A 21,823-nucleotide genomic window follows, 5' to 3' on the forward strand; every position below is an offset into this window, starting at 1 on the left:
AATCCGCAACCTCGTAGGAACACACCGTAGTCGCGGGCTCTCGCAGCGCTTACCGTGTGCCCGTGCAATCGAGCCAATCGCCGCAGCCTCCCACGCCGCCCTTCAACTTCCCGGCCGCCCGTCGCCTGCGCGAGGCGCTGGGGATGGCGCACGGGCACGTCGCCTACGGAATGCGGGCCAGTTACGGGCTCACCCACATCACTCCCGACACCATCGCCTCCTGGGAGCGCGGACTGTCGGCGCCCAGCTCCGCCGAGCTCACCGCGCTCGCGGCCACGCTCTGGTGCTCCCCCGGGGACCTCATGGGCGCCGCGAGGACCCTGCGGGAGCACCGGCTGGCGTGCGGGCTCGCCCCGGAGGACGTCGCCCGGCAGTCCGGCGTGGAGCTCCAGGCGTATCTGCGGATGGAGGAGACCAACACCTGGCGCGGCAACGAACGGCAGTCCCAGGCGCTCGCCCGCGCCCTGCGGTTGGCCGTGCCCGACTTCGTGGAGGTCACCGGACGCGCCGAGCCCCTCGCCGAACTGCTGCGCAGCGCCGTCACCACCCGCTGGCAGGGGTACGTACGGCCCGTGGCCAAGCTGCTGCCCGTGGAGAAACGGCACGTCGAGGACGTACTGCGGCAGATGCACGACGACTACCAGTCACGCATGGCACGGACCCTGAGCTGGGGCTCCGGGGCCGGTTCGGACGCCTCCGGCGAGGCCGGGCGGGACTATCTGGAGCGCGTGCTCGAACACTTCTGGGGTCTCGTCCGGGGCGGCGGGGCATAGGCCCGGCCTCCCGGCCGCTAGAAGACCGACTCCGCCTCGTCCATCCGGTTCCTCGGCACCCGCTTCAGCTCCGTGACCGCCTCCGCGAGCGGCACCATCGTGATGTCCGTGCCGCGCAGCGCCGTCATCCTGCCGTAGTCCCCGTTGTGCACGGCCTCGACCGCGTGCCAGCCGAAGCGGGTCGCGAGGACGCGGTCGTACGCGGTGGGGGTGCCGCCGCGCTGGACGTGGCCGAGGATGACCGGCTTGGCCTCCTTGCCGAGGCGGGTCTCCAGCTCGTACGCGAGGGCCGTGCCGATGCCCTGGAAGCGCTCGTGGCCGAACTGGTCGATCGCGCCCACGCCGTAGTTCATGGTGCCCTCCTGGGGGTGCGCGCCCTCGGCCACGCAGATCACCGCGAACTTCTTGCCGCGCGAGAACCGCTCCTCGACCAGTTTGACCAGGTCGGCGGGGTCGAAGGGGCGCTCGGGCAGGCAGATGCCGTGGGCGCCGCCCGCCATGCCGGACTCCAGGGCGATCCAGCCGGCGTGGCGGCCCATGACCTCGACCACCATCACGCGCTGGTGGGACTCGGCGGTGGTCTTGAGGCGGTCCATGGCCTCCGTGGCGACGCCGACGGCCGTGTCGAAGCCGAAGGTGCGGTCCGTGGAGGAGATGTCGTTGTCGATCGTCTTCGGGACGCCGACCACCGGCACGCCCGCGTCGGAGAGCATGCGCGCCGCGGTGAGCGTGCCCTCGCCGCCGATCGGGATGAGCGCGTCGAAGCCGCTGCGCTCGATGAGGTCCTTGGCGTTGTCGCAGGCCGCCCGGAACCGGCCGCGCTCCAGGCGGGACGAGCCGAGGATCGTGCCGCCGCGGGCCAGGATGCCGCTGACCGCGTTCAGGTCGAGGGCGCGGTAGCGTCCGTCGAGCAGGCCCGCGTAGCCGTCCTCGAAGCCGATGACCTCGTCGCCGTAGTGCGTGACGGCACGGTGCACGACCGACCGGATCACTGCGTTGAGGCCGGGGCAGTCGCCGCCCGCGGTGAGAATTCCGATACGCATCGCGCTGTGTCTCCTGCTCGCTACAGGTACTTGTGAGCCGGTCCGATTGTTCCACGGCCGGAGGGGGGACGCCGCTCACAGGTGTTTGAGGGATGTTCGTGCGACAGGGATGGAGCCCTCCGAGCCAGGGCACCCGACCGTCGGGCGGCCGTGGAGTTCCTTCACAAGCCCCCTATTCAGCCACAGAGGTATTGTCAAGAGGGCACAGCCGCGATATCGGGTAATTTGTCCAGCTCGCTCGGCGGCCCGCTCCGGGCGTCCTGAGAGCAGCGAAGAAGGGAAGAGCACGCGTGACGCGCAGCGTGTACGTGACCGGGATCGACCGCGGCGACGGCCGCCAGGTCGTCGAACTGGGAGTCATGGAACTCCTGACGCGTCAGGTCGACCGGGTCGGTGTCTTCCGCCCGCTCGTCCACGACGGCCCCGACCGCCTCTTCGACCTGCTGCGGGCCCGCTACCGCCTCTCGCAGGACGCCGCGTCGGTGTACGGCATGGACTACCACGAGGCGTCCGCGCTCCAGGCCGAGCAGGGCACCGACGAGCTCGTCTCACGGCTCGTGGACCGCTTCCACGCGGTGGCCGGGGACTACGAGGTCGTGCTCGTCCTCGGCACAGACTTCGCCGACACCCAGCTCCCCGACGAGCTCTCGCTCAACGCCCGGCTCGCGAACGAGTTCGGGGCCTCCGTGATCCCCGTGGTCGGCGGCAGGAAGCAGACCGCCGAGTCGGTGCGCGCCGAGACGCGCAACGCCCACCGCGCGTACGAGAGCCTCGGCTGCGACATCCTCGCGATGATCACCAACCGGGTGGCCCCCGCCGACCGCGCCGAGATACACGAGCTCCTCGCCCCCGACCTGCCCGTGCCCAGCTACGTCCTGCCGGACGAGGCCGCCCTCTCCGCGCCGACGGTCGCGCAGATCACCCATGCGCTCGGCGGCCGCGTGCTGCTCGGCGACGACTCCGGGCTCGCCCGTGACGCGCTCGACTTCGTCTTCGGCGGCGCCATGCTGCCGAGGTTCCTCAAGGCCCTGACCCCGGGCTGCCTCGTCGTCACCCCCGGCGACCGCGCCGACCTGGTCGTGGGCTCGCTCGCCGCGCACAGCGCCGGTACGCCGCCCATCGCGGGCGTCCTGCTCACCCTGGACGAACAGCCGGGCCAGGAGATCCTCACCCTCGCCGACCGCCTCGCGCCCGGCACCCCGGTCATCGCCGTCTCCGGCGGCTCCTTCCCCACGGCGGCCGAGCTCTTCGCCCTGGAGGGCAAGCTGAACGCCGCGACGCCCCGCAAGGCGGAGACCGCCCTCGGCCTCTTCGAGCGGTACGTGGACACCGCGGTCCTGCTCGGCCGCGTCTCGGCGCCCAGCAGCGACCGCCTCACGCCCATGATGTTCGAGCACAAGCTCCTGGAGCGGGCCCGTTCCGACCGCCGTCGCGTCGTGCTGCCCGAGGGCACCGAGGAGCGCGTGCTGCGCGCCGCCGACGTACTGCTGCGCCGGGGCGTCTGCGACCTGACGCTGCTCGGCCCGGTCGAGCAGATCCGCAAGAAGGCCGCCGACCTCGGCGTCGACCTCGCCGACTCCGAGGTCATCGACCCGCAGACCTCGGAGCTGCGGGACCGCTTCGCCGCGCGGTACGCCGCGCTCCGCGCCCACAAGGGCGTCACCGTCGAGCTCGCCCACGACGTGGTGACCGACGTGAACTACTTCGGCACGCTGATGGTCGAGGAGGGCCTCGCCGACGGCATGGTCTCCGGCTCGGTGCACTCCACCGCCGCGACCATCAGGCCCGCCTTCGAGATCATCAAGACCAAGCCGGAGGCCACGATCGTCTCCTCGGTCTTCTTCATGTGCCTCACCGACAAGGTCCTCGTGTACGGGGACTGCGCGGTGAACCCGGACCCGAACGCCGTGCAGCTCGCGGACATCGCGGTCCAGGCGGCCGCGACGGCCGAGCAGTTCGGCGTGGACCCGCGGATCGCGATGCTCTCGTACTCGACGGGTACGTCGGGTTCGGGCGCCGACGTCGACAAGGTGCGCGAGGCCACCGAGCTGGTGCGCGCCGGCCGCGCCGACCTGAAGGTGGAGGGGCCCATCCAGTACGACGCCGCCGTGGAGCCCTCGGTCGCCGCCACCAAGCTGCCCGGCTCCGACGTCGCGGGCCAGGCCAGCGTGCTGATCTTCCCCGACCTGAACACCGGCAACAACACCTACAAGGCCGTGCAGCGCTCGGCCGGCGCCATCGCCGTCGGTCCGGTCCTGCAAGGCCTGCGCAAGCCGGTGAACGACCTGTCCCGGGGCGCGCTCGTCCAGGACATCGTCAACACCGTCGCCATCACGGCGATCCAGGCCCAGACCCCGGCCACCGGCTGACTTCCACAGAAAGCGCTGCGTAAGTGACCTCCACTCGTGTACTCGTCCTGAACTCCGGCTCCTCGTCGGTGAAGTACCAGCTCCTCGACATGCGGGACCGCTCACGGCTCGCCGTCGGCCTGGTCGAGCGGATCGGCGAGGCGAGCTCGCGGCTGCGGCACACGCCGCTGGCCGGTGGCGGCTCGGAGCCCCGCGAGCGCGAGGAGCCGATGGCCGACCACGATGCGGCGCTGAAGGCCGTCGCCGCGGAACTGGCCGCCGACGGCCTCGGCCTCGACTCCCCCGAGCTGGCCGCGATCGGCCACCGGGTGGTGCACGGCGGCCTGAGGTTCACCGAGCCGACCGTGGTGACGGAGGAGGTACTCACCGAGATCCAGCGGCTCGTGCCGGTCGCCCCGCTGCACAACCCGGCGAACATCACCGGCATCCGCACCGCCCGGGCGCTCCGCCCCGACCTGCCGCAGGTCGCCGTCTTCGACACCGCGTTCCACACGACGATGCCGGAGTCCGCCGCGCGCTACGCGATGGACGTGGCGACCGCCGACCAGCACCGCGTACGCCGCTACGGCTTCCACGGCACCTCGCACGCCTACGTCTCGCGCGCCACCGCGGAGCTGCTCGGCAAGGCTCCCGAGGACGTCAACGTGATCGTGCTGCACCTGGGCAACGGCGCCTCGGCGTCGGCCGTGCGGGGCGGCAGATGCGTGGACACCTCCATGGGGCTCACACCGCTGGAGGGGCTCGTGATGGGCACCCGTTCCGGCGACATGGACCCGGCGGTCATCTTCCACCTGGCCCGGGTGGGCGGAATGGGGATCGACGAGATCGACGACCTGCTGAACAAGAAGAGCGGTCTCGTCGGGCTCTGCGGCGACAACGACATGCGGGAAATCCGGCGCCGGATCGACGAGGGCGATCAGGCGGCCGCGCTCGCCTTCGACATCTACATCCACCGCCTGAAGAAGTACATAGGCGCCTATTACGCCGTGCTCGGCCGGGTGGACGCCGTCGTGTTCACCGCCGGGGTCGGCGAGAACGCGGCGCCGGTGCGCGAGGCGGCCGTGGCCGGCCTGGAGGAGCTGGGCCTCGCGGTCGACGGCGAGCTGAATTCCGTACGATCCGACGAAGCCAGGCTGATTTCGCCGGAGTACGCGCGCGTGGCCGTCGCCGTCGTTCCGACGGACGAGGAACTGGAGATCGCGAACCAGACTTACGCCCTGGTCAGTGACCCGGCGAAAACGTGAATCCGAATTCGGCCCGGCACCGCAACGCCTGAGCGCACTTCCGCCCATTTGTAGATTCCACCAGACGGAATATTCCGACGCGAAACAAACCGATAGGATCGCCCCCATGCGCCGTTCCAAAATCGTCTGCACGCTGGGCCCAGCCGTCGACTCCGAAGATCAGCTCATTTCGCTGATCGAGGCCGGTATGAACGTGGCCCGCTTCAACTTCAGCCACGGCACGCACGCCGAGCACCAGGGCCGGTACGACCGCGTCCGCTCGGCCGCCGGGAAGACCGGCCGTGCCGTCGGCGTCCTCGCCGACCTCCAGGGCCCGAAGATCCGCCTGGAGACCTTCGCCGAGGGACCCGTCGAGCTGGTGCGGGGTGACGAGTTCACCATCACCACCGAGGACGTGCCCGGTGACAAGTCGATCTGCGGCACCACCTACAAGGGGCTGCCCGGCGACGTCTCCAAGGGCGACCAGGTCCTGATCAACGACGGCAACGTCGAGCTGCGCGTCGTCGAGGTCGACGGCCCGCGCGTGAAGACGATCGTCGTCGAGGGCGGCGTCATCTCCGACCACAAGGGCATCAACCTGCCCGGCGCGGCCGTGAACGTGCCCGCGCTCTCCGAGAAGGACGTCGACGACCTGCGCTTCGCCCTGCGGATGGGCTGCGACATGGTCGCCCTGTCCTTCGTGCGCGACGCGGGCGACGTCAAGGACGTCCACAAGGTGATGGACGAGGAGGGCCGCCGGGTCCCCGTCATCGCCAAGGTGGAGAAGCCGCAGGCCGTCGCCAACATGGAGGGCGTCGTCGCGGCGTTCGACGCCGTGATGGTGGCCCGCGGTGACCTCGCCGTCGAGTATCCGCTCGAAAAGGTCCCGATGGTGCAGAAGCGCCTCGTGGAGATGTGCCGCCGCAACGCCAAGCCGGTGATCGTCGCGACCCAGATGATGGAGTCGATGATCACCAACTCGCGCCCCACGCGCGCCGAGGCGTCCGACGTCGCCAACGCGATCCTGGACGGTGCGGACGCGGTCATGCTGTCGGCCGAGTCCAGCGTCGGCGCGTACCCGATCGAGACCGTCAAGACGATGTCGAAGATCGTCGCGGCGGCCGAGGAGGAGCTGCTCTCCAAGGGCCTCCAGCCGCTCGTGCCCGGCAAGAAGCCGCGTACGCAGGGCGGTTCGGTGGCCCGTGCCGCCGCCGAGATCGCGGACTTCCTGGGCGCCAAGGCGCTGGTCGCCTTCACCAAGTCCGGTGACACGGCCCGCCGTCTGTCCCGCTACCGCGCGGCCCAGCAGATCCTGGCCTTCACCACCGACGAGTCGACCCGCAACCAGCTCACGCTGAGCTGGGGCGTGGACACCTACGTCGTGCCGCACGTCGACAACACCGACGCGATGGTCGACATCGTCGACGCCGAGCTGATCAAGCTCAACCGCTTCAACGACGGCGACACGGTCGTCATCACCGCGGGCTCGCCCCCCGGCGTCCCCGGCACCACCAACATGGTCCGGGTGCACCACCTGGGCGGCGGCGGCAACTAGGACGGTCGAGGGCGCCCCCTTGTTCATGGGGGCGCCCTCAGCGCTCTCAGCCGGTTCAGCCGGTTCAGCCCGAGATCGACTGGTGCAGGCCGGGAATCGTGAGGTTCCCGCCGAACTGGCCCGCCTGCTGCACCGTCACATCCGTGAAGTGGATCAGCGGAATGTTGAGCGGCGGCGGGTGCTCGGGGTCGAAGGTGATCGGGATGAGCCCGAACAGCTTGCCCGAGATCCGCTCGGTGTACATCGTGGTCTCCCCGCCCCTGATGGTGGACGTGGAGCCCTTGGCCGCCTCGACGTGGTACTTCTTGCCGCCCGGCCCCTCGACGATCTGGTGCAGGTCGCCGATGTCGGTGTTCTGCACGACGTACTTCAGGGCCTGCTTGGTCTTGCCGTTGGGCATCGTCAGGTTCACGACGCCCTGGTAGTCGGCGCCCTTGAGCGTCAGCGAGCTGGCTTCCAGGTGCCACGGCTGGTTCGGGATCGGGACGGGCGTCTGCTCTCCCTCGCCGTCGACCTTCTTCTCGACCACGCACGGGAACGGCTTCTTGCCGTTCGCGTCCGGCGCCATCGGGTCCTCGGCCTCGGCCCCGTCCTTCTCCTCGGCCGCGTCCTTCTCCTCGGCCGCGTCCTTCACCTCGTCCCCGGCCTTGCCTGCCTCGTCCGCGACACCGTCGGTGCCCTTCTCCAGGCCGTCCTCGACGCCGTCCCCGACCTTGCCGACCGTGTCCTTGACCGGGTCGGTGACCTTGTCCTCGGAGTCGGAGGAGCCGGAGGAGTCGGAGGAGTCGGGCGCCGGGCTCGCGGGCTCCTTCTCCTTCTCCTCCTCCTTCTCCTTGTCGTCGGGCGTGAAGGCGTCCTTCAGGGCGTCGCCGAGACCCAGCGGGTCCCAGGGGTTCTTGGTCTCCGCGGGCTCGGGCTCGTCGGCGGACGGCTCCGAGGCCGGCTCGTCCTTGTCGTCCGCGTCCGCCCCGTCCCCGGCGGAGGGTGACGCGGTCGCGGAAGGCTTCCCCTCACCCCGCGCGTCGTCGCCCTGCTCGCCCTGGTCCGCGCCTGACTTGTCCGCGCCTGCCTTGTCCCCGTCGGACTTGTCCCCGTCGGACGCCTTCTTCCCGGCGTCCTGCTCGGCGGCGTCCTGAGCGTCCTTCTCCGCGGCCTCTTCCTCCGCCTTTGCGGCGTCCTGCCCCGCCTCGTCCTCCGCGTCCTTGTCGGGCGCGGTGACGCAGGGGCCGTCCTGGAAGGGGTTGTCGGGGACTCCCGGCTTCGCCTGCGCGAGCGTCGGGGTCAGGCCCATGCCCATCAGGACCGCGGTCGGCATGGCCGCGATGGCTATCGCCTTGCCCGCGGGTACCTGAAGCCGGGTCAGCAGCGGCTTCCTGGGTGCCGCGTGGCGCGGCCCGGTTCTCGCACGGAGCTCCCCCGCGGAGCTCTCGTGGTGCACCTCGTCAGCCGGCACGGCGCCTCCCGTTCGTCCCGTTCGTCGGGCTCGTTCCTGACAGATCGTCCTGCGCGCCGCTCACCCCACCCGCGGCCGCCGCGTCGGGAGCCCCGGGCGCCCCGTCGTCCACGGGGCCGCCCGCCCCCTGGGCCTTGCGTCCCTTCGCGGGTTCACCGGCAGGCCTCGCGGCCGCCCAGGAGACGCCGAGGGCGCCGCCGATCAGCGCGAGCAGGAAGCCGATGACGAAGCCGCCGAAGTTGGACACCACGAGGGAGACCAGGGCGAGCAGGATCGCCGCGACGCCCGCGAAGACCCGGGAGTGCGGCTGGAACCACATGGTCAGGCCGAGCACGACCAACAGCACGCCGATGATCAGCGACCCGGCGCCGGCGGTGGTCGCCATCCGGATCGTCATCGTGCCGAGCGTGAGGTTCGCATACGGGAAGTACATGATCGGGATGCCGCCGAGAAGAGTCAGCAGACCACCCCAGAACGGGCGCTGACCGCGCCACCCCCGGAACGATCCGCGCATCCGGCCGAGCTTGTCGCTCAGTCCCACTTGCGCTTCGGCGCTCATGTCGTACAGCTCCTCGGGAATGGCGTTGGTTCTGTGTGTCGTGCGGATTCGGGCACGGGGACGGCTCCGTCGAGTGCCGTCGCGCCCCCGCGCCCGGCCGTTCATCGCATCGAGTGCGTACCGAACTGCGTACGACCTACTAGGGCAGCGTTGGCCCTAGTAGCACTCGTGCTTGCCCTTCTTGACCGACATGTGGAGGCCAGAGAGCTTGAAGGTGCCGGCGGTGGTCGCCCACGCACGCTGTTTGACGTCGGTGAACTGCACCGACTCCGCCTGCTGCGCGAACGAGTCCGGGGCGTACTTGTCACCCTTGGCCGGACCCGGACCCTTGGTGGTCCGGTCGACCGATACACCGATGTCGATCTTGTTGAAGGTCGCGTTGGCCTGAAGGTCGTCGGCGTCGATGTACAGCTTCTTCGCCAAGACCTTCGGACCACCGGGCGCACCGGCGTTGAGGGTCATCGACACATCGCCGAAGACCGGTACCGGGACGACCACGGACTGGCACAGGTTGGTGATCTTGGCCGATTCGAGGCCGACGACGGTGACCGGGTGGTTACCCGACTTGCCGCTGTCCAAGGCCCCGTACTGGACGAATCCCGTGCCGTCGAGTTTGTCGGCAGTCACCTTGAACTGCTGACCTGACACACTGAACGATGCCGCGAGCGCACCCTGGGACAGGGCGACGCCTATCGCGGCTGTCGCCGCGACGCTCGGCACCATGACCACGGCGAACCGCTTCCATCTGGTTCCGCCACGAGCCACGGACTCCATGACTTTCCTCCTTCTCGGACGTACATCTCCGGCCCTGACTGCTCCCGTTCGGGCGGCTCAGCCGGGCAGGGATGGGAGAAGTGCTACGTCCTCGGGAAGGAGAGCGCCCGTATCGGAGGCGCGTACCGCACCACACATCACCGGCGATCACCCCCGAGCGACAACCACTGGTCGCGCCTGACGCATCACGCACAACCTCACGGACAGGCCCTGCCGGAACGGCAGAGACCCCCCTGTCCAAGACCGGCGACGGCGTCACCGGTCTGCTCGGTGGGGACCTCAGGCCCGCTCCCCGAGTGGCTGTCGAGGCTGCGGGTCATTGGACCGAGCGTCGCCGATCGTGGTGCATTCTCGGTCCCCGCACAAGGGGGTTCGTTACTCACTGGTAACGGGCGGATAACCGGGCTGCGACCGCCCGGTATCGGTCGGCCACGGACGGTGTCCCAGGTGGTGGGAGTGAACGGGACATGGGCGGACGAAAGCGCCCAGAAGAAAGTCGATGCCTTACTCGGAGTAACAGTGGCCGCGTTTACCAAGTTTTGGTAAAGCGCGGCCACTGTGTGCACCGGGGGACGAAGTTTTCACTCCGGCATCACATGCCCCGGCGTTTAGTAACTGGTCAGCCGAGAGCGGTCAGAACAGGACACGGGCGAGGGCCGTGCGTGACGCGATCACGCGCGGGTCGTCGGCGCCCACCACCTCGAAGAGTTCGAGCAGGCGCACCCGCGCCTTGTCGCGGTCGTCGCCCGCCGTGCGGCGCACCGCGTCGATGAGCCGCCCGAAGGCGTCCTCGACGTGCCCGCCCACCAGGTCGAGGTCGGCGGCGGCGATCTGCGCCGGCACGTCCGCCGGCTTGTCGGCCGCTTCCTTGCGGACCTGCTGCGGGTCGAGGTTCTGCACGCGCTCCAGCAGTTCGGCCTGGGCGAGGCCGAGCTTGGCCTCCGTGTTGGCCGGGTCGTCGCTGAGCACGTTCTTGTACGCCTGGACGGCACCGCCGAGGTCACCCGCGTCGAGCGCCTGGACGGCCGCTTCGAGCAGGGCGTCGTACGGGCCCGCGGGCACCTCCGGCGCCTCGGCGGGCTCCTCGCCCCCGGCCGCGGGGTCGACCGCGAGACCGGTCAGGCCGAAGCGCTCCTCGCCGACCTGGATGAGCTGGTCGAGGGTCTGGCGGATCTGCGCCTCGGGGGCCGCGCCCTGGAAGAGCGGGAGCGCCTGCCCGGCGACCACCGCGAAGACGGCCGGAATCCCCTGGACCCCGAACTGCTGCATCAGCATCTGGTTCGCGTCGACGTCGATCTTGGCGAGAAGGAAACGGCCGTTGTACTCCTGCGCGAGCCGCTCGAGGAGCGGGCTCAGCTGCTTGCACGGCTCGCACCACTCGGCCCAGAAGTCGATGACGACCGGGACCTCGGTGGACCGCTGCAGGACCTCGAGCTCGAAGCCCGCCTCGTCGACATCGATGACCAGGCTCGACGGGGAGACCGCGGCGCCCGCCGCGCCCCCGCCCTGCCGGGCCGCTTCGGCGCGCGCCTGCTCCGCCTTCGCCTTGGCCTCCTGGGCCGCCTTCACCGCGGCGAGGTCGACGACTCCGCTCATGGACATGTTCCGTGGCTGCATGAGTACATCCTCCCCCAAGCCGTGGGCGAACCGCGCCCGTCTGTGACGTCCCGCCGGATCGCGGGGTCCCAGGGGCACGGCTTCAAGGTCCCGAGGAGGACCGCTGGTTGGCCCGGGGTCCCCACCCCGCGCCTCGGGTCCTGCGTGATCGTGTGCGTGGTCGCGCTCTGGTCGTGCTGTGTGGTGTCGCTCGGCGTGATGTCGCTTTCGCTACGGGTCGTAGCGTAACTGGCGCCCGGCGGACCTGGGAAGACACCCCCGGTGATCTCTCTCACTCGGTGCCCCGGAGGGGCCCGTACTGGCCGGTATGGTCGCGGGCATGCAGAGTCCCCCCACTCCCTCCCACCGCACCGGCGGCCGTCCGCGGAGCCCGGCCGCCGACGCCGCGATCCTGGAGGCGACCCGGCAGGGCCTGGTCGAACTCGGCTGGTCGAAACTGACGCTCGGCGCCGTCGCCACGCGGGCCGGGGTCGCCAAGACGACGCTGTACCGACGTTGGGCGGGCAAGAGCGAGCTGGTCGTGGACGCGGTGGCGGAGCTCTTCGACGAGCTGGAGCTGCCGGACCGGGGCAGCCTCGCCGCGGACATCGAGGGCGTGGTCCTGCAGTTCGCGCTGCTGCTGGGGCGGCCCGAGACGAAGACGGCCCTCATGGCGGTGGTCGCCGAGTCGACGACGGACGAGCCGCTGCGGGACCGCATCAAGGCGTCCATCGTGGACCGCCAGAAGCGGCTGGTCCTCGCGGGGCGGAAACGGGCGCAGGAGCGGGGCGAGCTCCCCGCGGAGCCGGACGACGCCGCGGCGGCCCGCACGGCGGACCTCATCTTCGACGTGATCGCCGGCGCGGTGGTCCACCGGGCGCTGGTCAGCGCGGAACCCGTCGACGAGGAGTGGGCCCGCCGCTTCACACTGCTGCTGCTGAGCGGGCTGGCCACGGCGGCGGAAGCCGCGGGCGAGCCCGGCTGATCAGCCGGGCTCGCCCGCGGCTTCCGAAGTCGGCTACTTCTTGGCCCAGGCGCAGCTGCCGAGCGTGGCGTGGCCCTTGTCGACGAGCCGGTCCGCTTCCCTGGCGACGAGCACGCGCGTGTGCTTGCCCTTGCAGACGACCGTGCGGTCGTCGTGCCCGGCCATGTCGACCAGGATCTGGTCCCAGTGCCGGTACTGCACGTCGTGGCCGGAGTCGGCGTACGTCCGCACCTTGCGCACCTCGGGCAGCTCCCGCTGCCAGTCCTTCAGGGTCTCCGGCGGGACAGTGGTGTCCTTCTTGCCGCCGTAGAGGTAGACGGGCGCGTCGAGCTGCGACAGGTCGGGGCCGGGGCGCTCGCAGTACAGCCGCTGCTCGTGGACCTGGGGCGCCGGGTCGGACTGCTGGCCGCGCTGGTTGTAGGTCCGCGCGCCTTCCTCGTACGCGGTGTCGGCGAAGCCCGGTATCGACTTCACGGGGCTGTCGTCGGGGAAGGCCCACCACTTGCGCGGGTCCTTGATCTGGTCCCGCACGGCGTCGGCGAGCGCCTCGTCGCTCATGCCGCAGAACGCGGGCTCCGTGCCGTAGGGCGGCAGGGCCGCGGCGAGGTGCAGCGCCGAGACGCGCTCGGGGGCCCTGGCGGCGAGTTCGGCGGCGTACGGGCCGCCGCCGGAGATGGCGACCACGGTGAAGTCCTTCACCTTCAGCCGGTCCATGACGGCAAGGGCGTCCTCGGCGTAGTCGCCCTTGTCGAGCCCGGCGTCGTACTCCGTGTCGCCGAAGCCGTTGCGCTCCACGGAGATCAGCCGCAGGCCCAGGTCCTCGCGGGTGGTGCGGAAGAAGTCCGTCATGTGCGAGGCGCGGGCGCTCGTGCCGGTGCCGCCGATGTACAGGACGGGGCGGCCGTCCGTGTTGCCGGTGTCCGAGTAGTGCGCCGTCCGCCCGTCGGCGAGCTTCGCCGCCCGCACCTCGGGGCCGAGCGAGTCGAAGTCGTCCTGCACTTTCGGCTCGGGCGGCGGGCTCGCGCTGACCTCGCCGGAGCCGCCCACGAGCAGCGCGCCGAGGACGGTGAAGGTGGCGGCTCCTATGGCGATGGCGGCGGTGCGGGCGTGGCCGGACGAGCTCACGGAGTCTCCTGGGTCGGGGGCACTGGGATCCGGCGCCTGCCCTGACCTGGGGGACTTAAACCTGCGTTCTTCCTCACGTTGCCAGGAGACCCGCGGGCCGGTGGGGGCTAGTCGCGCAGTTCCCCGCGCCCCTATCGAGGCACGGCCTTAGAAGCCCGGCGGCTCCACGTAGACGCCCCACTCGTCGCGGAGTACGCCGCAGATCTCGCCCAGGGTGGCCTCGGCCCGTACGGCCTCCAGCATGGGGGCGATCATGTTGGAGCCGTCACGCGCCGCCGCGAGCATCGCGTCGAGCGAGGCACGCACGCGTGCGTCGTCCCGTCCCGCCCTGCGTCCCGCGAGGTCCTTGACCTGCTCCCGCTCCACCTCGTGGCTGACCCGCAGGATCTCCAGGTCACCGGTGACCGAGCCTTCGAGGCAGTTGACGCCGACGACGCGCTTGTCGCCCTTCTCCACGGACCGCTGGTACTGGAAGGCGGACTCGGCGATCTCGCCGGTGAACCAGCCGTCCTCGATGCCCCGCAGGATGCCGGACGTGATCGGCCCGATGGGGTGCTGCCCGTCGGGGCGGGCCCGCCGCCCGCGCTCCTTGATCTGCTCGAAGATCTTCTCGGCGTCGGCCTCTATGCGGTCGGTGAGCTGCTCGATGTACCAGGAGCCGCCCAGCGGGTCCGCCACGTTCGCGACGCCGGTCTCCTCCATGAGCACCTGCTGCGTGCGCAGCGCGATCTCGGCGGCCTGCTCGCTGGGCAGCGCGAGGGTCTCGTCGAGGGCGTTGGTGTGCAGGGAGTTCGTGCCGCCGAGCACCGCGGCGAGCGCCTCCACCGCCGTGCGCACGACGTTGTTGTACGGCTGCTGGGCGGTGAGGGAGACGCCGGCGGTCTGGGTGTGGAAACGCAGCCACTGGGCCTTGTCGGTCTTCGCCCCGTACTCCTCGCGCAGCCAGCGGGCCCAGATGCGGCGCGCCGCGCGGAACTTCGCGATCTCCTCGAAGAAGTCGACGTGCGCGTCGAAGAAGAAGGAGAGGCCGGGCGCGAAGACGTCCACGTCGAGACCGCGGGAGAGGCCGAGCTCCACGTACCCGAAGCCGTCCGCGAGGGTGTACGCGAGCTCCTGCGCGGCCGTCGCCCCGGCCTCGCGGATGTGGTACCCGGAGACGGAGAGCGGCTTGTACGCGGGGATGTCGCGCGCGCAGTGCTCCATCAGGTCGCCGATGAGGCGCAGGTGCGGCTCGGGCTGGAAGAGCCACTCCTTCTGCGCGATGTACTCCTTGAAGATGTCCGTCTGGAGCGTGCCGTTGAGGACGCCGGGGTCGACGCCCTGGCGCTCGGCCGCGACCAGGTACATGCAGAAGACGGGCACGGCGGGCCCGCTGATCGTCATGGAGGTCGTCACGTCGCCGAGCGGGATGTCCTGGAAGAGGAGCTCCATGTCGGCGGCGGAGTCGATGGCGACACCGCAGTGGCCGACCTCGCCGAGCGAGCGCGGGTCGTCGGAGTCGCGGCCCATGAGGGTCGGCATGTCGAAGGCGACCGAGAGGCCGCCGCCGCCGTTGGCCAGGATCATCTTGTAGCGCTCGTTCGTCTGCTCGGCGTTGCCGAAGCCCGCGAACTGGCGGATGGTCCAGGTCCGGCCGCGGTACCCGGTGGGGTAGAGCCCGCGCGTGAAGGGGTACTCCCCGGGCCAGCCGATCCGCTCGAACCCGTCGTACGTGTCGCCGGGCCGCGGCCCGTACACCGGGTCGACCGGGTCGCCGGAGAGCGTGGTGAAGTCCGCGTCACGCTTGCGGGCCTTGTCGTAACGGGCCTGCCAGCGGCGGCGGCCTTCCTCGATCGCGTCAGCGTCCATACCCCCGAATTTACTAGGACGTCCTAGTAAATGTCGATGGGAAACCGCCACGAGCTTGCCCGTGGCGGCGGAGGCTACGCCTTGGCGGTGACCGGCGAGCCGTCGGTGATCAGCGGCTCCACCTCGCGGGCGACCTTGCGCTCGACGAAGAACGCGGCGGTCGGGATGGTGCCGGAGACGAGCACCCACAGGAGCTTGCCGAACGGCCACTTCGCCTTGGAGCCCAGGTCGAAGGCGAAGATCAGGTAGATGATGTAGAGCACGCCGTGCACCTGCGACACGACGAGCGTCAGACCCTCACCCTTGTCGAAGCCGTACTTGAAAATCATGCACACGCACAGCACGAGCAGCATTACGGCGGTGACGTAGGCCATCACCCGGTAGCGGGTCAGCACGCTTCGCTTCATGGCTACGAGCGTAACGGCCCGTTGCACGCGATCTTCGCCGACCCCGCCCCGGGCGGAACGAACGGCTTCGCTTCGCCGCCCGGCGGTCCGTCGCGTGCACCGCGCTACTTCTCCTCGAAGTCCTCCGCGGCGATCCGCAGGGGCCGCAGCATCGCGAAGATCTCCCCGCACTCCTCGGCGTCGTACGCCCCGAGCCCGAAGTCCATCGCCATCAGCTCGCGTGTGGCGGCCTCGACGACCTCGCGGCCCTTCTCCGTGATGGAGGCGAGCGTGCCGCGTCCGTCGTTCGGGTTCGGCCGCTTGTCGACGAGGCCCGACTTCACGAGACGGTCGACGGTGTTGGTGACGGAGGTGGGGTGCACCATGAGCCGCTCGCCGATCTTCGACATCGGCAGCTCGCCGGCCTGCGAGAAGGTGAGGAGCACCAGCGCCTCGTAGCGCGCGAAGGTCAGTCCGTACGGTTTGACGACGGCGTCGACCTCGGCGAGCAGGATCTGGTGCGCGCGCATGATCGAGGTGATCGCGCCCATGGCCGGCACCGATCCCCAGCGCTGCTTCCAGAGCTCGTCGGCGCGGGCGATGGGATCGAAGGGAAGACTGAGCGGCTTCGGCACGCCAAAGACCTTACCCGCCGGTCATATGCTGGTCTGCCCCGTCTCGCAATTCGGGCTTACGTACCTTCGGAGCGGGCGCGGCGGCCGCTGTGCGCCGCACCTCCGCCGCGAGGAGCAGACAGCAGACCGTGCCGAGGAGGCCCGCCCCCGCGACGACCGTGCTCACGGCCCAGAACTCGGCGGCCAGGCCCGCGAGCGCCATGCCCACGCCCTGCACGGTCATGAGTCCCGCCGTGTGCACGGTCATCGCGCGCCCCCGCAGTTCCTCCGGCACGGCGTCGACGAACCAGCGGTCGAGCCCCAGGGTGTACGCGGACCCCGTCCCCGCGAGGACCAGCGCGGCCACGGCCCAGCCGAGGCCCGGCGTGCACACGTACACGGCGAGCGGCAGCAGGGTCAGGGAGGCGAGCGGCAGCACGATGCGGGCCCGCGAACCCGCGGACAGCGCGGACCCGGCGTACAGCTCGGCCGCGATGGTGCCCACCGGCAGCGCGCACATCAGCAGCCCGACGCCCGCGACGCCGACCCCGATCTGGTCCGCGTAGGGGGCGGCGAGCGCCTCGGGGGCGACCATGAACATGGGCGGCACCCAGAAGAGCAGCAACAGGGCCCGTACCCGGCGGTCGCCGAGCACCTGGCGCGCGCCGGCGAGCGAGTAGCGGACCAGCGCCGCGCCACCGCCCCCGCGCGCGGGCCGCTTGCGGGTGCCGAACCGCAGGAGCAGCGCCGACGCGGCGAACGTGGCGACGGTGATGACGAGCGCCCCGCGCGGCGACACGAAGGTGAGCAGGATGCCGCCGAGCCCGAAGCCGGCGAGGACCGAGCTCTGCGAGACGATCCGCAGGAGGGAGCGGCCGAGTACGAAGAGGTCGCCGTCGCCCAGGATGTCGGTGAGGGTGGCCATCCGGGTGCCGCTGAAGACGGGCGCGACGAGGGCGATGGCGCAGCGCAGGGCGAGCAGCCCGAACACGGGTGTCCCGGGTGACGCCATGAGCGCCGCGCACCCGGCGCACACCACGTCGCAGACGACGAGCACCCGCCGCGGCGGGAACCGGTCGGCGATCCCGGAGAGCAGCGTCCCGCCGACCAGGTAGGGCAGCATGCCGAGCGCGAACGTGAGGGCGCTGAGCAGCGGGGACCCGGTGAGCCCGTAGACGAGCACGGTCAGGGCGATCTCGCTGATGACGACGCCGAGCAGGGAGAACGCGTGCGCGACAAAGACGGCACGGAACTCCCGGACGGCGAAGACCCGGAGATAACCGGTGGCGGGCTCGGAGGCGTCTTCCATGACCGCAGCCTGACGCGGCCCCACCGACGCCCCTAGAGTTTCGGCACCAGCCGAATCTCCGAAACCGGAGCGGTGCCGGGGTGGGCCGGAGCAAGGCCAAAGCAAGCCCCGTGAGGGAGGTGTGCATGTCGTTTCGTTTGCGGTTCGGCCGGGATGATCTGCTGCGCTGCCGGTTCGCGGTGTCGCCGTTGTGGGAGACCCAGGAGGCCGTGCGCACCCTGAAGCGGCCCGACCGGCACGGCTACCACCCGCAGTGGCTGCGCCGCATCCGCGAGGCGGCCCGCGAGGTCGACCTCGGCGCGGTGTGGCTCCTGATGCCGCAGCGGGGCCACTCCCCCGACTTCCTCGGACCGCCCCCGATCGGGCCCGCCGCCCGCTTCGAGGAGGAGATCGCCGCGGTCCGCGCGACCGACCCCGGGGCGGCGCGGGACGACATGGCGCGGGCGCTCGCCTGCACGCCGGGCGCCGCCGCCTCGCCGAAGGGCCGTGCGCTGCTGGCCGACCCCGCCCGCGCCGTCGCGGAGCTCGCGGACGCCATGGAGGCCGCCTGGCACGCCCTCATCGAGCCGGACTGGCCCCGCCTGCGGGCCCTCCTCGAAGCCGATGTCGCCCACCACTCACGGCGGCTCGCGGAGGTCGGCCTCGGCGGGCTGCTCCCCGAGATCGACCGGCGGCTCTCCTGGAACTCCGCGACCCTGACCGTCGAGTGGCGGGACGAGTCCGTGCGGCAGCTCGGGGGCCAGGGCCTCGTGCTGGTCCCGAGCGTGTTCTCCTGGCCGGACGTGATCAGCGGCTTCGACCCTCCATGGCAGCCCTCGCTCGCCTACCCGGCGCGCGGCATCGCGGGCCTGTGGAGCGAACCCGCCGAGCGCACGCCCGAAGCGCTCGTACGCGTCCTCGGCCGGGGCCGCGCCACGGTGCTCGCCGCGCTGGACGTGCCCGGCAGCACGACGGAGCTGGCCCGGCGGCTCGGCCTCGCCGCGTCCTCCGTGTCGGCGCACCTCGGCGCGCTGCGGGACGCGGGACTGCTCGACGCGCGGCGGTACGGCCACCAGGTGCTGTACGAGCGGACCCCCCTCGGTATCGCGCTCCTCGACGGCGGTGTGGCACGAGGCCAGGAATAACCCCATATGCAACGATTGCCGGGCTGACTGACCATCAGAGCTCCCACCGTCGCCCAAGGGGTCTGGATGCACCGGCTGCTCCGCACGTTCACGGCACTCACGGCTCTCGCCGCACTCGGCCTCACGGCGGGCTGCTCCTCGGGGTCCGGCTCCGGCTCCGAGGCCGGTGCCACGCGGCCGGAGGGCGCCGCCGCGACCGACCCGTCCGCCGCGGCCTCGAAGGCGCCGCCGAACACGTTCTGGGTCGACCCCGACAGCCCCGCGGCCCGCCAGGTCCAGGAGTGGCGGCGGGAGGGGCGCGAGCGGGACGCGGAGGTGCTCCGGCGGATCTCCGAGCAGCCCGTGGCCGTCTGGCCGGCCGGTGACGACCCGGCGTCCGACGTCAGGGCGGCCACCGAGGGCGCGATGAAGGAGGGCCGCACGGCCGTGCTCGTCGCCTACAACATCCCGCACCGCGACTGCGGCCAGCACTCCGCGGGCGGCGCGGGCAGCGCGGAGGCCTACCGCGGCTGGGTGGACAGCTTCGCCGATGCCATCGGGGACGCCCCCGCGCTGGTCATCCTGGAACCCGACGCGATCCCGCACATCGTGGACGGCTGCACCCCGCAGGAGTACCACGCCGACCGCTACGACCTGCTCTCCGGGGCGATCCAGCGGCTGAAGCGGCAGCCGTACGTCAAGGTGTACCTCGACGCGGGCAACCCCGGCTGGATCACCGACGCGCACAAGCTCTCCGAGCCGCTGCGGCAGGCGGGCGTCGCCCGTGCCGACGGCTTCTCGCTGAACGTCTCCAACTTCCAGAGCGACGCGACCACCAAGTCGTACGGCCGCACCCTGTCGGCGACCGTCGGCGGCAAGCACTTCGTCATGGACACCAGCCGCAACGGCAAGGGCCCGCTGGCGGGCGACCGGCAGGACGCCTGGTGCAACCCGCCGGGCCGCGGCCTCGGCACCCCGCCGACCGACCGCACGGACGACCCGCTGCTCGACGCCGTCCTGTGGATCAAGCGCCCCGGCGACTCCGACGGTCCCTGCCGAGGCGGCCCGGCGGCGGGCCATTGGTGGCCGGACTACGCGCTCGGCCTGGCGCACAACGCCAAGGGCGCGTAGCCCCCGTCACCCCTTCGGCCCCACGTGGATCCACTTGGCCTCGGACGACGTCCCGTCCTTGTCCGTGACGAACAGCATGTACCAGCCGGGCGGCACCAGCGCCGCGTCCTCGCGCGGCACGTCGACCGTCACCTCGCCCTTGCCGCGGGTGAGCCGCAGGGCGATGGAGCGCTGCTCGACGTCCGTCGTGTGCGTCACGGCACTCGGGCGCATCAGGCGGGCGGACGCGATCTCCCCGGGGCGCTCGGTGCGGAACGTCGCGCGGCCGTCGGCCGCGAGCCGCTCGGGTCCCGCGCCGAGCACGGGGCGGGTCTTGGCGCCCTTGTGCAGCGAGGGCGGCGTGAAGACCTCCATGCGCTGCTCGAAGTGGCCGAGCTTGGTGTTCTGCTCGTTGTCGTACAGCGGGTCCGAGCCGAAGGTGACCACGCGGCCGTCGGGCAGGAGCAGCGCCTCGGAGTGGTAGTTGCGGCCCACCTTGGGCGACGCGGCGGCGCGGAAGGAGTTGGTCTTCGGGTCGTAGAACTGCGCCTTCAGGATGTTGCTGGCGCCGCGTCCGCGGTAGTCCGACGAGCCGTTGGAGGTGAAGACGGAGTCGTCCGGCATGATCACGCTGTTCAGGTACCGCGTGCCCTGCGGCAGTTCGGGCCCGGTCTTGAAGGACGGGTTCTCCTCCTTGAGGTCGATCACGGCCGTGCGGCCCGTGGCCTTGTCCGACTCGCCCACTCCCCCGCCGCCCAGGATCATCACCTTCTGGTCCTGCGCGGGCGGAAGCAGCACGGACGCCGATGTCTCGGTCTGGTCCGTGTCGGTCAGCCCGGGGACCTTCTCGAACGTGTTGGTGTCCAGGTCCCAGAGCCCCGGCTCGCGGCCCTTCTCGGCCGGGCCGTAGCCCGCGTTGGACGCCGGGTAGAAGAGCTTGCCGCCCTTGGTGAGGAAGAGGGCGGGGTAGGTCGGGAAGTACCGCTTGGGGCCGTCCGTCCACTTCTTGGTCTTCGGGTCGTAGATCTCGTTGTCGCCGGGGTCGATCACACCCACGTCGTCGAGCCCGGAGACCGCGAGCACCTTGCCGTCCTCCAGGCCGACCAGCGTGGGGTACCAGCGGGCCTTCTTCATCGGCTCCACCGGGATGTACTTCTCGGCCCGCGGGTCGAACTCGTACGCCGCCCTGATCCCCTGGAAGTCCTGCTTCTCCATGTCGATCTTCTCGGCGATGCCGTAGGTGTTGTCGGCCTCGTCGCCGGTCAGGCCCTCGATCTCGTACTGGGCCGACTTGTCGTTGACCGACTGCTCGCCCGGATCCAGCGCCTCGACGAAGACCCGCGCCTCGCTCGCCTTGACCTTCGTCTTCCAGGGCTGCATGACGCCGGACTTGGAGTACTTGATCTCGTAGTCCCGCTTGGCCTTGGGGACGTGCACGTCGAACTTGCTGACGTACTCGATGCCGGACGGCGAGCGGAACTTCGTGCCCTTCTTGAGGACGACGGCCTTGTCGGGGTTCTCGTTCTTGACCCGCATGCCGCCGCCCGCCCGCTCCACCTCGCCGTCGAGCAGTTCGTAGCGCGCCGTGCCGCCCGCCACCAGGAGCCTGCCGTCGGGGAGCTGGGCGTGCCCGGAGCAGAAGAAGTCCTCGGGTGTCGGGATCTTCTTGAAGGTGTTGTTCCTCGGATCCCACAGGATGGTGTCGAAGGAGCCCGCGTCGAACTTCTTCTGCTCGTTGCCGGAGCCCGCGACGATCAGCACCTTGCCGGTGTGCAGGAGTGCGGCGTGAATGGCGTTGGTGCGGAACTCCTCGGGGATGTCGACCTGCTGCCAGGAGCCGTATCTCGCCTTGTAGCCGGGCTGGGCGATCTTGTACTCGTAGTACTGCTCCTCGGCGAAGGAGAGCGCGGCGGGAGCGTTCAGCCCTACGAGCAGGGTGCCCGCGCCGACTCCGATGAGCGTCTTCCTGGTGCGTCGCGAGGGCCGGTAGGCCATGGC

At 70.8% G+C, this 21,823-nt stretch carries 18 protein-coding genes; 7 read left to right on the forward strand and 11 right to left on the reverse strand.

Annotation, left to right across the window (positions count from 1 at the left end):
• The first annotated feature begins 143 nt into the window (after positions 1-143).
• Entirely contained in the window at positions 144-773 is a 630-nt protein-coding gene (locus ACZ6JY_RS27635; RefSeq protein WP_469200128.1) for an XRE family transcriptional regulator, read from the forward strand.
• Between the two features lie 17 nt (positions 774-790).
• Here ACZ6JY_RS27635 and ACZ6JY_RS27640 read toward each other — a convergent pair whose 3' ends face one another.
• Positions 791-1,816 (reverse strand): ATP-dependent 6-phosphofructokinase, encoded by a 1,026-nt coding sequence (locus ACZ6JY_RS27640; RefSeq protein ID WP_447040078.1) that lies wholly within the window; start codon positions 1,814-1,816, stop codon positions 791-793.
• 290 nt (positions 1,817-2,106) lie between these two features.
• Between ACZ6JY_RS27640 and pta the strand changes: the two genes are divergently transcribed.
• The 3 genes from pta (at position 2,107) to pyk (ending at position 6,963) form a co-directional block, all read left to right on the forward strand.
• Entirely contained in the window at positions 2,107-4,185 is a 2,079-nt protein-coding gene (pta, locus tag ACZ6JY_RS27645; protein WP_469199944.1) for a phosphate acetyltransferase, read from the forward strand.
• Between the two features lie 23 nt (positions 4,186-4,208).
• Positions 4,209-5,429, forward strand: coding sequence for an acetate kinase (locus ACZ6JY_RS27650; RefSeq protein ID WP_469199946.1), 1,221 nt, complete (start codon positions 4,209-4,211; stop codon positions 5,427-5,429).
• 106 nt (positions 5,430-5,535) lie between these two features.
• Positions 5,536-6,963 (forward strand): pyruvate kinase, encoded by a 1,428-nt coding sequence (gene pyk / locus ACZ6JY_RS27655; RefSeq protein WP_469199948.1) that lies wholly within the window; start codon positions 5,536-5,538, stop codon positions 6,961-6,963.
• 64 nt (positions 6,964-7,027) lie between these two features.
• On the opposite strand, the gene ACZ6JY_RS27660 is transcribed toward pyk, so the two are convergent.
• The 4 genes from ACZ6JY_RS27660 to ACZ6JY_RS27675 form a co-directional block, all read right to left on the reverse strand.
• The gene (locus tag ACZ6JY_RS27660; protein ID WP_469199950.1) at positions 7,028-8,416 is read right to left on the reverse strand and encodes a hypothetical protein; all 1,389 of its coding nucleotides are present in this window, start codon (positions 8,414-8,416) and stop codon (positions 7,028-7,030) included.
• Entirely contained in the window at positions 8,406-8,975 is a 570-nt protein-coding gene (locus ACZ6JY_RS27665) for a DUF6114 domain-containing protein (protein WP_469199952.1), read from the reverse strand. Before ACZ6JY_RS27665 ends, ACZ6JY_RS27660 begins: the two co-directional genes overlap by 11 nt.
• Positions 8,976-9,131: 156 nt before the next feature.
• Positions 9,132-9,749, reverse strand: a complete 618-nt coding sequence (locus ACZ6JY_RS27670) for a DUF6230 family protein (RefSeq protein ID WP_469199954.1) — start codon at positions 9,747-9,749, stop codon at positions 9,132-9,134.
• A gap of 633 nt (positions 9,750-10,382) precedes the next feature.
• Positions 10,383-11,366 (reverse strand): tetratricopeptide repeat protein, encoded by a 984-nt coding sequence (locus ACZ6JY_RS27675; protein ID WP_469199956.1) that lies wholly within the window; start codon positions 11,364-11,366, stop codon positions 10,383-10,385.
• 319 nt (positions 11,367-11,685) lie between these two features.
• Between ACZ6JY_RS27675 and ACZ6JY_RS27680 the strand changes: the two genes are divergently transcribed.
• On the forward strand, positions 11,686-12,330 hold the full coding sequence (locus ACZ6JY_RS27680; RefSeq protein ID WP_469199958.1) for a TetR/AcrR family transcriptional regulator: 645 nt from the start codon (positions 11,686-11,688) through the stop codon (positions 12,328-12,330).
• Between the two features lie 33 nt (positions 12,331-12,363).
• Here ACZ6JY_RS27680 and ACZ6JY_RS27685 read toward each other — a convergent pair whose 3' ends face one another.
• The 5 genes from ACZ6JY_RS27685 to ACZ6JY_RS27705 form a co-directional block, all read right to left on the reverse strand.
• Positions 12,364-13,455 (reverse strand): alpha/beta fold hydrolase, encoded by a 1,092-nt coding sequence (locus ACZ6JY_RS27685; RefSeq protein ID WP_469199960.1) that lies wholly within the window; start codon positions 13,453-13,455, stop codon positions 12,364-12,366.
• Between the two features lie 147 nt (positions 13,456-13,602).
• A complete protein-coding gene (locus tag ACZ6JY_RS27690) occupies positions 13,603-15,303 on the reverse strand; it encodes an acyl-CoA mutase large subunit family protein (RefSeq protein ID WP_469199962.1) in 1,701 nt (566 codons plus the stop codon).
• Positions 15,304-15,377: 74 nt separating this feature from the next.
• Positions 15,378-15,710, reverse strand: coding sequence for a DUF3817 domain-containing protein (locus ACZ6JY_RS27695; protein WP_469199964.1), 333 nt, complete (start codon positions 15,708-15,710; stop codon positions 15,378-15,380).
• 104 nt (positions 15,711-15,814) lie between these two features.
• Entirely contained in the window at positions 15,815-16,324 is a 510-nt protein-coding gene (locus tag ACZ6JY_RS27700; RefSeq protein ID WP_469199966.1) for a MarR family winged helix-turn-helix transcriptional regulator, read from the reverse strand.
• Positions 16,325-16,334: 10 nt separating this feature from the next.
• A complete protein-coding gene (locus tag ACZ6JY_RS27705) occupies positions 16,335-17,612 on the reverse strand; it encodes an MFS transporter (RefSeq protein ID WP_469199968.1) in 1,278 nt (425 codons plus the stop codon).
• Between the two features lie 125 nt (positions 17,613-17,737).
• Here ACZ6JY_RS27705 and ACZ6JY_RS27710 point away from each other — a divergent pair, with 125 nt between their 5' ends.
• Together ACZ6JY_RS27710 and ACZ6JY_RS27715 are read left to right on the forward strand one after the other, a co-directional pair.
• Positions 17,738-18,736, forward strand: a complete 999-nt coding sequence (locus ACZ6JY_RS27710) for an ArsR/SmtB family transcription factor (RefSeq protein ID WP_469199970.1) — start codon at positions 17,738-17,740, stop codon at positions 18,734-18,736.
• A 66-nt stretch (positions 18,737-18,802) separates the two neighbouring features.
• The gene (locus ACZ6JY_RS27715) at positions 18,803-19,846 is read left to right on the forward strand and encodes a glycoside hydrolase family 6 protein (RefSeq protein WP_469199972.1); all 1,044 of its coding nucleotides are present in this window, start codon (positions 18,803-18,805) and stop codon (positions 19,844-19,846) included.
• A gap of 6 nt (positions 19,847-19,852) precedes the next feature.
• Here the strand turns inward: ACZ6JY_RS27715 and glxA are convergent, their stop codons facing one another.
• Complete coding sequence (glxA, locus tag ACZ6JY_RS27720; RefSeq protein WP_469199974.1) at positions 19,853-21,820, reverse strand: radical copper oxidase GlxA; 1,968 nt, start codon at positions 21,818-21,820, stop codon at positions 19,853-19,855.
• Between the last annotated feature and the right edge of the window lie 3 nt (positions 21,821-21,823).

This window comes from Streptomyces sp. NPDC046335 (assembly GCF_055587985.1).

What these genes read in the sequence shown, in the direction of transcription:
- ACZ6JY_RS27690 (WP_469199962.1), bottom strand. Translation starts at nt 15,303, where the DNA reads ATGGACGCTGACGCGATCGAGGAAGGCCGCCGCCGCTGGCAGGCCCGT.
- ACZ6JY_RS27670 (WP_469199954.1), bottom strand. Translation starts at nt 9,749, where the DNA reads ATGGAGTCCGTGGCTCGTGGCGGAACCAGATGGAAGCGGTTCGCCGTG.
- ACZ6JY_RS27680 (WP_469199958.1), top strand. Translation starts at nt 11,686, where the DNA reads ATGCAGAGTCCCCCCACTCCCTCCCACCGCACCGGCGGCCGTCCGCGG.
- ACZ6JY_RS27675 (WP_469199956.1), bottom strand. Translation starts at nt 11,366, where the DNA reads ATGCAGCCACGGAACATGTCCATGAGCGGAGTCGTCGACCTCGCCGCG.
- pyk (WP_469199948.1), top strand. Translation starts at nt 5,536, where the DNA reads ATGCGCCGTTCCAAAATCGTCTGCACGCTGGGCCCAGCCGTCGACTCC.
- ACZ6JY_RS27715 (WP_469199972.1), top strand. Translation starts at nt 18,803, where the DNA reads ATGCACCGGCTGCTCCGCACGTTCACGGCACTCACGGCTCTCGCCGCA.
- ACZ6JY_RS27635 (WP_469200128.1), top strand. Translation starts at nt 144, where the DNA reads ATGGCGCACGGGCACGTCGCCTACGGAATGCGGGCCAGTTACGGGCTC.
- ACZ6JY_RS27705 (WP_469199968.1), bottom strand. Translation starts at nt 17,612, where the DNA reads ATGGAAGACGCCTCCGAGCCCGCCACCGGTTATCTCCGGGTCTTCGCC.
- ACZ6JY_RS27640 (WP_447040078.1), bottom strand. Translation starts at nt 1,816, where the DNA reads ATGCGTATCGGAATTCTCACCGCGGGCGGCGACTGCCCCGGCCTCAAC.
- ACZ6JY_RS27695 (WP_469199964.1), bottom strand. Translation starts at nt 15,710, where the DNA reads ATGAAGCGAAGCGTGCTGACCCGCTACCGGGTGATGGCCTACGTCACC.
- ACZ6JY_RS27710 (WP_469199970.1), top strand. Translation starts at nt 17,738, where the DNA reads ATGTCGTTTCGTTTGCGGTTCGGCCGGGATGATCTGCTGCGCTGCCGG.
- ACZ6JY_RS27665 (WP_469199952.1), bottom strand. Translation starts at nt 8,975, where the DNA reads ATGAGCGCCGAAGCGCAAGTGGGACTGAGCGACAAGCTCGGCCGGATG.
- glxA (WP_469199974.1), bottom strand. Translation starts at nt 21,820, where the DNA reads ATGGCCTACCGGCCCTCGCGACGCACCAGGAAGACGCTCATCGGAGTC.